Consider the following 12,839-nt stretch of genomic DNA (forward strand, 5'->3'; position numbering starts at 1 on the left):
GGTTGGAAAGAAATAATGTCAACATACAAAAACTGGGTTGTTGTATGATGACTTTTCGTCGGCCATTGCCCATTGTGCGTGACGGCATCGGGTGTTACGCCGCCTGCCAGCAGTGACCCAACAATCTCGATCAGACACGTGGCGCAATGACCAATAGACGCCTTTCCAACAGCACGCTGAAGGCACTGCCGGCTTCGGTCGCGGTCCCGCGCTACGCCCGCGGCGCTATTGCACCGGGCATCGTCCATCTCGGCGTCGGTGCCTTCCATCGCGCCCACCAGGCGGCCTATGTCGACGACTGCCTGGCGGCGGGCGAGGCGGACTGGGGCATTGTCGGCGTGTCCTTGCGCAGTCCTGACACGCGCGACGCACTGGCGCCGCAGGATGGCCTCTACACGCTGGCGATCAGGAGCAGCATCGGCGAAGAGCTGCGCGTCGTCGGCTCGATCCTGTCGCTGCTGGTGGCACCGGAAGATCCGGCTGCGGTGCTCGCCGCCCTGACCGATCAGCGCACCCGCATCGTCACGCTGACGATCACCGAAAAGGCCTATTTGAGGGCAGCCGGCGGCGGCCTCGACAATACCCACCCCGACATCGTCCATGATCTGGCCAACCCGCAAATGCCACGGACGGCGCATGGTTTCCTGACCGAGGCGCTGTCGCGCCGCCGTGCCGCAGGCATCCAGCCTTTCACCGTGCTCTGCTGCGACAACCTTCCGGCCAATGGCGCCACGCTGCACCGCCTGCTGGTCGAATTCGCCGCACTGCGCGATGCCAGGCTCGCCACTTCAGGCGATGCCAGGCTCGCCGCCCACATCGCCGACGGCGTCGCGTTTCCGTCGAGCATGGTCGACCGCATCGTGCCGGCGACTACCGACGCCGACCGGGCGCGTATCGCCGTCGAGCTCGGCGTCGAGGATGCCTGGCCGGTGATGACCGAGCCGTTCTGCCAATGGGTGGTCGAAGACGATTTCCCGGCTGGCAGGCCGGCCTGGGAAAAGTTCGGCGTCACCATGGTCGGCGACGTCGGGCCCTTCGAGGACATGAAGCTGCGGCTGCTCAACGGTTCGCATTCGGCAATCGCCTATCTCGGCCTGCTCAGCGGCTACGACACGGTCGACCGCGCCTTTGCCGATCCGGCGATCCGGCAATTCGTCGACGGACTATGGGCCGAGGCCATCCCGACGCTGCCGCAGGACGCCGGGCTCGATACGGCCGGCTACACGGCCCAGCTCGCCGAACGCTATTCGAACACCGCGCTCGCCCATCGCACGGCGCAGATCGCCAATGACGGCAGCCAGAAGCTGCCGCAGCGCATCGTCGCCTCTGCCCTCGATCGGCTGGGCGCCGGTGACCTGCCCGCGCATCTCATGCTGGTGGTGGCGGCTTGGATCACCGCTTGCGAGGCGCGCGGCAAAACCTTGCCGGAAGCCCATTTTACCGACCCGATCGACGCTCGGCTTACGGCGCTCGGCAGCCGGCCGGCTGATGAAACGGTGACAGCGATATTCGATCTCGCCGGCTTCGCCAAGGACCATTCCCACCGCATGACACTGATCGATCTGACGGCAGCCCATCTCGAGCGCCTGCGGCGGGGCGGACCTGCCGCTGCCTTCGCGGCGCTTGGCATAGGGAGTGAGAAGCCATGAGACAGACCTGGCGCTGGTTCGGGCCGGACGATCCGGTGACGCTTGCCCATGTCCGTCAAGCCGGCGCCGTCGGCATCGTCAGCGCGCTGCATCACCTCAATGACGGCCGCGCCTGGCCGGCGGACGAGATCGCCAGGCGCAAGGCCGACATCGAGGCAGCAGGCCTGACCTGGGATGTGGTCGAGAGCATCGTCGTCCATGAGGACATCAAGACCCGCAGCGGCAACTGGCGCACCCTGATCGACAATTACAAGGCGTCGGTCCGCTCCGTCGCCGCCGCCGGGATCAATACCGTCTGCTATAATTTCATGGCGATCACCGACTGGACGCGCACCGACCTCGATTATCCCATGCCGCATGGCGGCACCGCGCTGCGCTTCGATGTCGTCGAGCTCTGCGCCTATGACGTCTTCATCCTTGAGCGAGAAGGGGCGGAGGCCGATCACCCACCGGTCCGTATCGAGGCCGCGCGTGCGCGGCTGCAAGGGATGAGCGACAGCGACAAGGCAAGGCTGGAGCGCAACCTGATCGGCTGGGTGCCGGCGCGCGAATTCATCTTCGATCGCGCAAGCTTCCGCCGCGCCCTCGACCTCTACAAGGACGTCTCCACCGAAGGCCTGCGCGAAACCCTGTTTGCCTTCCTGCGCGAGATCGTGCCGGTGGCCGAAGAGGCCGGCGTCAGGATGGCGATCCACCCCGACGATCCGCCCTTTTCGCTGTTCGGCCTGCCGCGCATCGTTTCCAACGCCAATGATGCCCGCGCGCTGCTCGACGCGGTCGCTTCGCCGGCTAACGGGCTGACGCTGTGCACCGGCTCCTACGGCGCGGGCGCGCAGAACGATCTGCCCGCAATGGCCAAGGCCTTCGCCGAAAACATCCATTTCGCCCATCTGCGCAACGTCACCAAGGAGCCAGACGGCTCCTTCCACGAAGCCGAGCACCTCGACGGCGACACCGACATGGTGGCGGTCGTGTCGGCGCTGATTGGCGAAGAGCGGCGGCGCAAGGCGGCAGGCAGGGCGGACTGGCAGGTGCCGATGCGTCCGGACCATGGCCACGCGATCGTCGACGACATCGGCAAGAAGGTGAACCCCGGCTATTCCTGCATCGGCCGCCTGAAGGGCCTCGCCGAACTGCGCGGCGTCATGCGCGCAGTAGAGGCACTGACAGTTTGAGCTACTTGCTCGCCTGGCCGTTCAGCGTCTGTCGAGACGAATAATCGGTACCTTTGGAATTCCAGAACAGCCGCACGGCCTTGCCGACCAGATTTTCATAGGGAACAAACCCGACACTGAACCGGCTGTCGGAGGCATTGTCGCGATTGTCACCAAGCACGAAGTAGTGGCCTTCGGGCACCTCAAACACACGCGTATTGTCGCCGATCGAGTTGTCGGTAAGGTTGAGGACGGAATGGGTGGTGACGCCCCCCGGCAGAGTTTCGCGTTGAAGTTTGGCTTTCGAGAACTCGTCGGACGAAAAAGTGCCGATATCGTCGAGTCCCACTGCGACATCGTTGATGTGAAGCACCCCGCCGATGATCTGGATCTTCTCGCCGGGAAGGCCGACGATCCGCTGGATGTAGTCCACGCTCGGATCGGGCGGGAACTTGAAGACAACCAGATCTCCCCTTTTGGGTTCCGCGCCGAATATACGTCCATCAACGGGAAGCAAGTTGAACGGCACGCTGTAGCGGCTGTAGCCGTATGCCATTTTGGAGACGAAGAGATAGTCGCCTCCCTGCAACGTCGGCACCATGCTGCTGGAGGGAATCGAAAAAGGCTGGAGCAGGAACGCGCGTATTGCGAATGCAGCCGGATACGAAGTCAGAAAGACGAGCACCAGCACCGAAAGCCCACGCGCGTACCATCTGTCCGGCTTGAACCGGTGCGCGAAGGGAACAACGATCGCTGCCCACAGGGCCATCAAACCGATCCCTGAAAAATTGGCCCACCAAGCAAGATCGACGCCAGGCAATACCGGAAAGCCAATGTAAACAAGCGCGAAAACGACGGCGCTGATCACCACCAGGCTAGCGACCGCCAGTTTGCCGCTGCCGATCCAGAGGAACCCGCCAAACGGGCCGCCAAAGGCCGACACCAGGGCCGTCGACCATCTGGATCGCGAGATAGTTTCTTGTTGCACTGCTTGTTTTGTCATCGGCCACCCCCCACGCCAAGGCAGCCAGACTGTCCACCAAACAAAAAAGCGGGGCAAGCCCGCTTTTTCAGTTAGTCATTTGAGCGAACCTCAAGCCGGCAGGATGGCGCCTTCGAGCGTGGTGAGCTGGTTGAGGAACTGCTCGGCCTTGCTGCGGGTCTGGTCGTCCTTGGCGTCGGCGGCGTCTTCCCTCGCCTCCTGGATGCGGCGGGCAAGGTCGGCGCGGTCGATGTCGCCGACGGCCACAGCCGATTCGGCGAGCAGCGTGCAGCCGGCCGGAACGATGTCGGCAAAGCCGCCGAACACCACATAGCGCTCTTCCTTGCCTTGCGCGGTCTTCAGCGTAACGACGCCCGGCTTGATTGTGGTCATGACCGGTGCGTGATGCGCCATGACAGTCATCTCGCCTTCGGCGCCCGGGATGACGACGGATTCGACCTGCTCGGAAACCAAGAGGCGCTCCGGCGAGACCAGTTCGAATTTGAAAGCTTCAGGCATGATCAATCTAGCGACTGGTGAATGGTGAATGGTGAACGGTCAGAAAGAATGACCTTCACTCAGCCCCGATTTCCTATCCGCTACTCCCCATTCACAATTCACTATTGACCATTCACCATCAGGCCGCTTCAGCGGCCAGGCGCTGTGCCTTCTCGACCGCTTCCTCGATGCCGCCGACCATGTAGAAGGCGGCTTCTGGCAGATGGTCGTAGTCGCCGTTGCAAAGGCCCTTGAAGCCCTTGATGGTGTCGGCGAGGTCGACCAGCTTGCCCGGTGCGCCGGTGAACACTTCGGCGACGAAGAAGGGCTGCGACAGGAAGCGCTCGATCTTGCGGGCGCGGGCCACGGTCTGCTTATCCTCTTCCGACAGCTCGTCCATGCCCAGGATGGCGATGATGTCCTGCAGCGACTTGTAGCGCTGAAGGATCGACTGCACCTGGCGGGCGACCTGGTAATGCTCTTCGCCGACAACCATCGGGTCGAGCATGCGCGAGGTCGAATCGAGCGGATCGACCGCCGGATAGATGCCCTTTTCCGAAATCGCACGGTTGAGCACGGTCGTCGCGTCGAGGTGGGCGAACGAGGTCGCCGGTGCAGGGTCGGTCAGGTCGTCGGCCGGCACATAGATCGCCTGCACCGAGGTGATCGAACCCTTGGTCGTCGTGGTGATACGCTCCTGCAGCGCCCCCATGTCGGTAGCCAGCGTCGGCTGGTAGCCCACGGCCGAAGGAATGCGGCCGAGCAGCGCCGACACTTCCGAGCCCGCCTGCGTGAAACGGAAGATGTTGTCTACGAAGAACAGCACGTCCTGGCCCTGATCGCGGAAATATTCGGCAACCGTCAGCCCGGTCAGGCCGACGCGGGCGCGGGCGCCCGGCGGCTCGTTCATCTGGCCATAGACGAGCGCGGCCTTGGAGCCTTCGCCGCCGCCCTTCTTGTTGACGCCGGACTCGATGAACTCGTGATAGAGGTCGTTGCCTTCGCGGGTGCGCTCGCCGACGCCGGCGAACACCGAGAAGCCGCCATGCGCCTTGGCGACGTTGTTGATCAGTTCCTGGATCAGCACCGTCTTGCCGACGCCGGCGCCGCCGAACAGGCCGATCTTGCCGCCGCGGGCATAGGGGGCCAGCAGGTCGAGCACCTTGATGCCGGTGACCAGGATCTGCGCTTCCGTCGACTGCTCGACATAGGTCGGCGCCGGCTGATGGATCGAGCGCATCTCGATGCCGTCGACCGGGCCTGCCTCGTCGACCGGCTCGCCGATGACGTTGATGATGCGGCCGAGCATGCCCGGGCCGACCGGCACGGTGATCGGAGCGCCGGTATCATAGACGTCCTGGCCACGGACCAAACCTTCGGTCGAGTCCATGGCGATGCAGCGCACGGTGTTTTCGCCCAGATGCTGGGCCACCTCTAGCACCAGGCGATTGCCGACGTTGATCGTCTCAAGCGCGTTCAGGATCGCCGGTAGATGTTCGCCGAACTGGACGTCGACAACGGCGCCGATGACCTGGCGAACCTTGCCTGCCAGGCCGGTTTTCTTGATGGTGGCGGCCGGCGCATTCACAGCGGCGACCTTGGTTGCTGCCGCTTTCTTGGCCGGAGCGGCCTTTGCTGCTGCCGGAGCCTTCGCTGGTGCCGCGGTCTTCGGGGCTGCCGTCTTCGGGGTCGCTGCTTTCGCCATCGTCCTTACCCTTTTCGTCTCTTTGTTTCTCACACGCTTGAGGTCGATGACCTCCTTGTGAGCGTGCCTAGAGCGCCTCGGCGCCCGAAATGATTTCGATCAATTCCTTGGTGATCTGCGCCTGCCGCTGGCGGTTGTAGGTGATCGACAATTTGTTGATCATGTCGCCGGCGTTGCGCGTCGCATTGTCCATGGCGCTCATCTTGGCGCCCATCTCGCCGGCAGCATTCTCGAGCAGCGCGCGAAAAACCTGCACGGAAATGTTGCGCGGGATGAGATCGGAGAGGATCTCGCCCGGCTCCGGCTCGTATTCGTAGACGGCGCTGCCGCCATCCCTCACTTCCGCGCCAGCCGCAGGCGCGCCCGCCGGGATAATTTGCTGCGCCGTCGGGATCTGGCTGATCACCGACTTGAACTGCGAATAGAACAGCGTGCAGATATCGAAGCCGCCTTCGTTGAACAGGTGGATCACCTTCTTGGCGATGGCATCGGCATTGACGAAGCCCAGCGTCTTGACCTCGCGCAGGTCGACACGCTCGATGATCAGCGCGCCGTAGTCGCGGCGCAATATGTCAAACCCCTTCTTGCCGACGCAGATGATCTTGACCTGCTTGCCGTCGGCCAGAAGCTTGCGGATGTGGTCGCGGGCAAAACGGGCGATCTGCGAATTGAAGCCGCCGCACAGGCCGCGTTCGGCCGTGCAGACAACAAGCAGATGCACGTCGTCCTTGCCGGTGCCGGTCATCAGCGCCGGGGCATCGCCGCCGCCGCCGATCGCCTGGGTGATATTGGCCAGCACCGCGCCCATGCGCTCCGAATAGGGACGCGCCGCTTCCGCCGCTTCCTGCGCGCGACGCAGCTTCGCCGCGGCGACCATCTGCATCGCCTTGGTGATCTTCTGCGTCGCCTTGACCGAGGCGATACGGTTACGAAGGTCTTTTAACGAAGGCATGCTTCAAACCTGATCCCGTCCGTCCTGCTCAAGCAAAGGTCTTGGCGAAGGCGTCGATTTCTGCCTTCAGCCTGGCGCGCAGATCGTCGGACAGCGCCTTCTCCTTGCGGATGCCGTCGAGCACGTCCTTGCCGGCCGAGCGCATATGCGACAACAGGCCATGCTCGAACTTGCCGACCTGGTTGATCGTCAGCTTGTCGAGATAGCCGTTGACGCCGGCGAAGATCACCGCGACCTGCTCCTCGACCTTGAGCGGCGAGAATTGCGGCTGCTTCAACAGCTCGGTCAGGCGCGAGCCGCGGTTGAGCAGGCGTTGCGTGGCGGCATCGAGGTCGGAGCCGAACTGCGCGAAAGCAGCCATTTCGCGGTACTGCGCGAGCTCGCCCTTGATCGATCCGGCAACCTGCTTCATCGCCTTGATCTGCGCCGAGGAGCCGACGCGCGACACCGAAAGGCCGACATTGACCGCCGGGCGCACGCCCTGGAAGAACAGATTGGTTTCCAGGAAGATCTGGCCGTCGGTGATCGAGATGACGTTGGTCGGGATATAGGCCGACACGTCGTTGGCCTGCGTTTCGATGATCGGCAGCGCAGTCAGAGACCCACCGCCATTTTCGTCATTAAGCTTGGCGGCGCGCTCGAGCAGGCGCGAGTGCAGGTAGAAGACGTCGCCGGGATAGGCCTCGCGGCCCGGCGGACGGCGCAGCAGCAGCGACATCTGGCGATAGGCGACGGCCTGCTTCGACAGGTCGTCGTAGCTGATCAGCGCGTGCATGCCGTTGTCGCGGAAATATTCGCCCATGGTGCAGGCGGTGAACGGCGCCAGGAACTGCATCGGCGCCGGATCGGAGGCGGTCGCGGCGATGATGATCGAATAGTCGAGCGCGCCGCGCTCTTCCAGGACCTTGACGAACTGCGCCACCGTCGAGCGCTTCTGGCCGACGGCGACATAGACGCAGTACAGCTTTTCCTTCTCAGGGCCGTTGTCGTGCACCGATTTCTGGTTGAGCATGGTGTCGAGGATGATCGCGGTCTTGCCGGTCTGGCGGTCGCCGATGACCAGCTCGCGCTGGCCGCGGCCGACCGGGATCAGCGCGTCGATGGCCTTGAGGCCAGTCGACATCGGCTCGTTCACCGATTTGCGCGGGATGATGCCGGGCGCCTTGACGTCGACGCGCTTGCGTTCGGTGGCCTGGATCGGGCCTTTGCCGTCGATCGGGTTGCCGAGCGCGTCGACGACGCGGCCGAGCAGGCCCATGCCGACGGGCGCATCGACGATGGCGCCGGTGCGCTTGACGGTGTCGCCTTCCTTGATGTCGCGGTCGGCGCCGAAGATGACGACGCCGACATTGTCGGCTTCGAGGTTGAGCGCCATGCCGCGGATGCCGCCGGGGAACTCGACCATCTCGCCGGCCTGGACATTGTCGAGGCCGTAGACGCGGGCGATACCGTCACCGACGGACAGCACCTGGCCGACTTCGGAGACCTCGGCCTCCTTGCCGAAATTCTTGATCTGGTCTTTCAGAATTGCGGAAATTTCCGCGGCGCGGATGTCCATCAGCCGACCTCTTTCAGTGCAAGCTTGAGCGAATTGAGTTTGGTTTTGAGCGACGTATCGATCTGGCGCGAGCCGATCTTGACCACCAGTCCGCCGAGCAGCGACGGATCGACGGTGACCGTGATCGCCACGTCCTTGCCGGCGACGCTTTTCAGCGCTGCTTTCAGCTCGGTTTCCTGGGCAGGCGTCAGCGCATGCGCCGAGGTGACCTCGGCAGCGGTCTCGCCGCGGTGTTCGGCGGCGATCTGGCGGAACGCCTTGATCATGCCGGGCACGGCGAACAGCCGGCGATTCTGGGCAACGACGCGCAGGAAATTGCCGGTGAGGCCGGTAATCCCTGCTCTGTCGGCGATCGCGGCGATCGCCTTGGCCTGGTCCTCGCTGGAGAAGACAGGGCTCCTGATCAGCCGCGAAAGGTCAGCGCTGCCTTCGAGCATCGTTTCGAACCTGTTGAGGTCGGCCTCGACGCCGGCGACCGAATTGGCCTGCAGCGCGAGTTCGAACAGCGAACCCGCATAGCGTTCTGCGACACCTGAGATTGGCGATGACGATTGGGCCACGGACCGTCTTTTCTCTTGTCTGACAGGCCGCAGATTGTTGGCGCGAGCAAAAACGCTGGCTAAATCTTTGACCTTACTGCATTTTTCCAAGCACGGAGGCGCGGCTTCCGCTATCCCCGGTCGAAAGTCGATTGCCGTCTAGCACAGGCATTTTCAGACCGCAATGCGTCGTCCGGCATGGTTTTCAGGCACTATTGTCGCATCCGCCGGGCGAGTTCAGCAACCAACCCCGGATTGATCCCTGATTCAGGGCAAAAAGCCGAAGGCGAAGGCAAGCGGCAGCGCCGCCAGCACCAGCTCGACGACGATGGAAGCCCAGTTGAACGGCGTGTTGGCGCCGTCCGACATCATCGATAGCAGCCGGCCGAAGGCGGTGAACAGCCAGGAGAAGCCGAGCGCCATATAGAGCAGCGGCTGCGCCAAGAGGATGCAGCACAGGCTGACACCGAGATAGAAGCCCGACATCCTGCCGCGACCTTCGGCGATCGCCGCCGCCTTCTCGGGCTTGACCTGCAGCCTGAGAATCCGGAAGGCCAGCCCTGGCGCCAGGAACAGCAGCAGCCCGAAAAGCAAGGTCACGACGGCGCTTGACCATGCCAGCCACTCGCCCTGGCTCATCGGCCATGGAAACGCAAATTCCATCCTTGTCCCCTCGTAAATGGATATTCAAAATTTTCGGGCATTCTAGCGAAGCAAGAGACATGCGCCAGATGGGCCGTCGCAATTTACGGCGCGTCAGCCCAACGCGAGCCCGACCGTTGTCTCGACCGGGCTAACAGGACGTTACACAACGCGCTGTTTTTTGTGCACAATTCCCATATTGTGACTACATGAGACCACAAGGGTTCCGGGCATGAAGACGATGCAACTACGAGAGGCAAAGGCCAGCCTTTCCGCACTTGTGAAGGCTGCCGAGAACGGTGAGCCCACGGTTATCACCAAGCACGGCAAGCCCGCAGTCATGGTGGTGCCAATCGGTGAGGGACGGAAACTTTATCCGCAGAACAGCCAAAAAGACTTCGTGGATTTCCTGCTTCAGTATCCAGGCGGCATTGAGCTTGAGCGAAACGAATCGCCGTCGCGGGAAGTGGAGTTTTGACCGGCTATCTGCTTGAGACGTCTTTTCTCTCGGCATTTGCACCCGGTCGGCCTTTGTTTCCGTCACACGTGCAGAACTGGGTTGCCGACCAAGGAGAACGCGGCTCTTGGCAGCTCTCGTCGATCGTCATCTTGGAGGTGGAACGAGGAATCGCGAAACTGAAGCGGGCGGGCGGGCATATGAAGGCAGAGCGCATCAATGAGTGGTTCGAAAGGTTGCTTCTAGAGTTCAACCAGCGAATCCTTCCCATCGATTTAGCAATCGCGCGAGAAGCCGGAAAACTGGAAGACGCCACGATCGCCAGAGGCGCCAATCCGGGTCTGGCGGACGTTCTGATCGCAGCTACTGCCCGTTTGCACGGCCTGTCAGTTTTGACGGCCAACACCCGGCATTTTGCGATTCTCGACGTGCCTTACCTGAACCCATTCACCGAACGCGCCTCGAAAGGGTAATTCGACAGCTTACAAAAAGCTCTGCGGGTCGATGTCGACCTGGACTCGCACCGAGCCCCTTATCTTCGGTCCCTCGGCCAGCATGGTGCGAATGAACCCTTGCATGTCGGCGCGCCGCTCGCCCTGGATCAGCAGGCGAAAGCGATGGCGGCCGCCGATCAATGACAGCGGCGCCTCGGCCGGGCCGAGCACGAATAGGTCGGCGGCTTGCGGCGCGGCGCGACGCAGGCCACGGGCGTGCCCTTCGGCTTCGGCCCGTGTCGCCGCGCTGACGATGACGCCGGCGAGCCTGCCGAAGGGCGGCAGCCCCGCCCGCTCACGCTCGGCGATCTCGCGCTCGTAGAAGGCCTCGGCATCGCCTGAGACGATCGCGCGCATCACCGGGTGGTCGGGTTGGAAGGTCTGCAGCAGGCCGAGGCTTTTCTTGCCGGTGCGACCGGCGCGGCCGGTCACCTGGCTGAGCAGTTGGAAGGTGCGCTCGGCGGCGCGCGGGTCGCCATTGGCAAGGCCGAGATCGGCATCGACCACACCGACCAGCGTCATGTTGGGGAAATTATGGCCCTTGGCGACGAGTTGCGTGCCGATGACGATGTCGGCCTCGCCATTGGCGATGGCTTCAAGCTCGAGCCGCAGCCGCCGCACGCCGCCCATCAGGTCGGACGACAGTACGATGGTGCGGGCATCGGGGAAATGCGCGACGACCTCCTCGGCGATGCGCTCGACGCCCGGCCCGCAGGCGACCAGATGATCGAGCGTGCCGCATTCCGGACAGGCTTCGGGCCGGCGTTCATTGTGCCCGCAGTGGTGGCAGACGAGCTGGCCGCGAAAGCGGTGCTCGACCAGCCAGGCCGAGCAGACCGGACAGCCGAAGCGATGGCCGCAGACCCGGCAGAGCGTCAGCGGCGCATAACCGCGCCGGTTGAGGAACAGCAGCGACTGTTCCTTTCTTTCCAGCGTCTGCCGTATATGGCCGAGCAGTACAGGCGACAGGAAGCCGCCGCGTGCAGGCGGCGCGCGGCGCATGTCGATCGTCTTGAGATCGGGAAGTGCCGCCTCGGCAAAGCGCGCCGAAAGCACCGCCCTGCTGTAGCGGCCCTGGCTGGCATTGACCCGGCTTTCGACCGACGGTGTCGCCGAGGCGAGCACGACCGGAAAGCCGCCGATATGGCTGCGCACCACGGCCATGTCGCGCGCGTTGTAAAAGACGCGATCCTCCTGCTTGTAGGCGGGATCGTGCTCTTCGTCGACTACGATCAATCCAAGCTCCCTGAACGGCAGGAACAGCGCCGAGCGCGCGCCGGCGACGACCCGCACGCCGCCTTCCGCTACCTGCCGCCAGACCTTTTCGCGCATCCTTGGCGGCAGATCCGAGTGCCATTCCGCCGGCTTGGCACCGAACCGCTCCTGGAAGCGTTCGAGAAAAGCGTGGGTCAGCGCAATTTCCGGCAGCAGGATCAGCACCTGCTTGCCGCGATCGAGCGCGGCCGCAACCGCCTCGAAATAGACCTCCGTCTTGCCGGATCCGGTTACACCATCGAGCAGGGTGACGCCGAATGTGCCGGTCGCGACGTTGGTGCGCAGCATCTCGGCTGCTTCGCTCTGGTCCGGCATCAGTGAAGGCACGGCGTAGCCGGGATCGGGTGCTGCGACCACCGGCCGCGGCGGGATCATCACCGTCTGGAATACGCCCTGCGCCCGCAGCCCGTCCACCACCGTCGACGACACGCCTGCCGCATGCGCCAGGCCGGATCGTGTCCAGGCAAGTCCGCCTTCGGCTGTCTCCAGCACGCGCATCCTCGCCTCCGTCATCCGGTCGGGCTTGGCGAAGGTGCGCTGCAGCCCTTCGATCCACGGCTCCGGATCGAACGCCTCCGGCGCCCTGAGCAGCATGCGCGCCACCATGCCGGGCGGCGACAGCGTGTACTGCGCCACCCAATCGACAAAACGCCGCATCGCGCGGTCGATCGGCGGGCAGTCGAAAACCTGCTCGATCGGCCGCAATTTCTTCGCGTCGACCTTTTCGACGGCGCCGTCCCAGACGATGCCGGCGACCTGGCGGGGCCCAAGCGGAACGCGCACGATCGAGCCCGGCACGACGCGCATGCCAGCCGGCACGGCATAGGTGTAGGGGCGCTCGGCGGGCATCGGCACCAGCACCGGTGCGGCCGCGACAAAGGGCGAATCTTCGATCATGAGGCGTGACCTTGCCCCGACTTTGGTCTAGATCAAA

The 12,839-nt window shown here is 63.7% G+C and carries 12 protein-coding genes; 4 read left to right on the forward strand and 8 right to left on the reverse strand.

What is annotated here, in order from left to right:
- Positions 1-146 precede the first annotated feature (146 nt).
- Both NKH60_RS23540 and uxuA read left to right on the forward strand, forming a co-directional pair.
- Positions 147-1,649: a mannitol dehydrogenase family protein gene (locus NKH60_RS23540; RefSeq protein WP_352834030.1), complete on the forward strand. Its 1,503-nt coding sequence runs from the start codon at positions 147-149 to the stop codon at positions 1,647-1,649.
- A complete protein-coding gene (gene uxuA, locus NKH60_RS23545; protein ID WP_352834032.1) occupies positions 1,646-2,824 on the forward strand; it encodes a mannonate dehydratase in 1,179 nt (392 codons plus the stop codon). The genes NKH60_RS23540 and uxuA overlap by 4 nt, the downstream gene beginning before the upstream one ends.
- 1 nt (position 2,825) lies before the next feature.
- Here uxuA and lepB read toward each other — a convergent pair whose 3' ends face one another.
- From lepB to NKH60_RS23580, 7 genes are all read right to left on the reverse strand, one after another.
- Entirely contained in the window at positions 2,826-3,806 is a 981-nt protein-coding gene (gene lepB / locus NKH60_RS23550) for a signal peptidase I (RefSeq protein WP_502896518.1), read from the reverse strand.
- A gap of 90 nt (positions 3,807-3,896) precedes the next feature.
- A complete protein-coding gene (locus NKH60_RS23555; RefSeq protein ID WP_352489184.1) occupies positions 3,897-4,304 on the reverse strand; it encodes a F0F1 ATP synthase subunit epsilon in 408 nt (135 codons plus the stop codon).
- A gap of 118 nt (positions 4,305-4,422) precedes the next feature.
- Positions 4,423-5,988 carry a F0F1 ATP synthase subunit beta gene (gene atpD / locus NKH60_RS23560; protein ID WP_352834035.1) on the reverse strand — a complete coding sequence of 522 codons (1,566 nt, stop codon included), beginning with the start codon at positions 5,986-5,988 and terminating at the stop codon, positions 4,423-4,425.
- A gap of 67 nt (positions 5,989-6,055) precedes the next feature.
- Positions 6,056-6,940 carry a F0F1 ATP synthase subunit gamma gene (locus NKH60_RS23565; RefSeq protein ID WP_352471280.1) on the reverse strand — a complete coding sequence of 295 codons (885 nt, stop codon included), beginning with the start codon at positions 6,938-6,940 and terminating at the stop codon, positions 6,056-6,058.
- A gap of 28 nt (positions 6,941-6,968) precedes the next feature.
- Positions 6,969-8,498, reverse strand: coding sequence for a F0F1 ATP synthase subunit alpha (gene atpA / locus NKH60_RS23570; RefSeq protein ID WP_352471281.1), 1,530 nt, complete (start codon positions 8,496-8,498; stop codon positions 6,969-6,971).
- Positions 8,498-9,058 carry a F0F1 ATP synthase subunit delta gene (locus tag NKH60_RS23575; protein WP_352504886.1) on the reverse strand — a complete coding sequence of 187 codons (561 nt, stop codon included), beginning with the start codon at positions 9,056-9,058 and terminating at the stop codon, positions 8,498-8,500. Before NKH60_RS23575 ends, atpA begins: the two co-directional genes overlap by 1 nt.
- Before the next feature lie 246 nt (positions 9,059-9,304).
- A complete protein-coding gene (locus NKH60_RS23580) occupies positions 9,305-9,700 on the reverse strand; it encodes an AGROH133_08824 family phage infection protein (protein WP_352500793.1) in 396 nt (131 codons plus the stop codon).
- Between the two features lie 211 nt (positions 9,701-9,911).
- Between NKH60_RS23580 and NKH60_RS23585 the strand changes: the two genes are divergently transcribed.
- Positions 9,912-10,157: a type II toxin-antitoxin system Phd/YefM family antitoxin gene (locus NKH60_RS23585; RefSeq protein WP_352834039.1), complete on the forward strand. Its 246-nt coding sequence runs from the start codon at positions 9,912-9,914 to the stop codon at positions 10,155-10,157.
- Positions 10,154-10,609: a type II toxin-antitoxin system VapC family toxin gene (locus NKH60_RS23590; RefSeq protein ID WP_352834042.1), complete on the forward strand. Its 456-nt coding sequence runs from the start codon at positions 10,154-10,156 to the stop codon at positions 10,607-10,609. The genes NKH60_RS23585 and NKH60_RS23590 overlap by 4 nt, the downstream gene beginning before the upstream one ends.
- Before the next feature lie 9 nt (positions 10,610-10,618).
- Here the strand turns inward: NKH60_RS23590 and NKH60_RS23595 are convergent, their stop codons facing one another.
- Positions 10,619-12,802: a primosomal protein N' gene (locus NKH60_RS23595; RefSeq protein ID WP_352834045.1), complete on the reverse strand. Its 2,184-nt coding sequence runs from the start codon at positions 12,800-12,802 to the stop codon at positions 10,619-10,621.
- Positions 12,803-12,839: the final 37 nt, after the last annotated feature.

Source organism: Mesorhizobium sp. M1006, assembly GCF_040318825.1.
Taxonomy (GTDB): Bacteria; Pseudomonadota; Alphaproteobacteria; order Rhizobiales; family Rhizobiaceae; genus Mesorhizobium.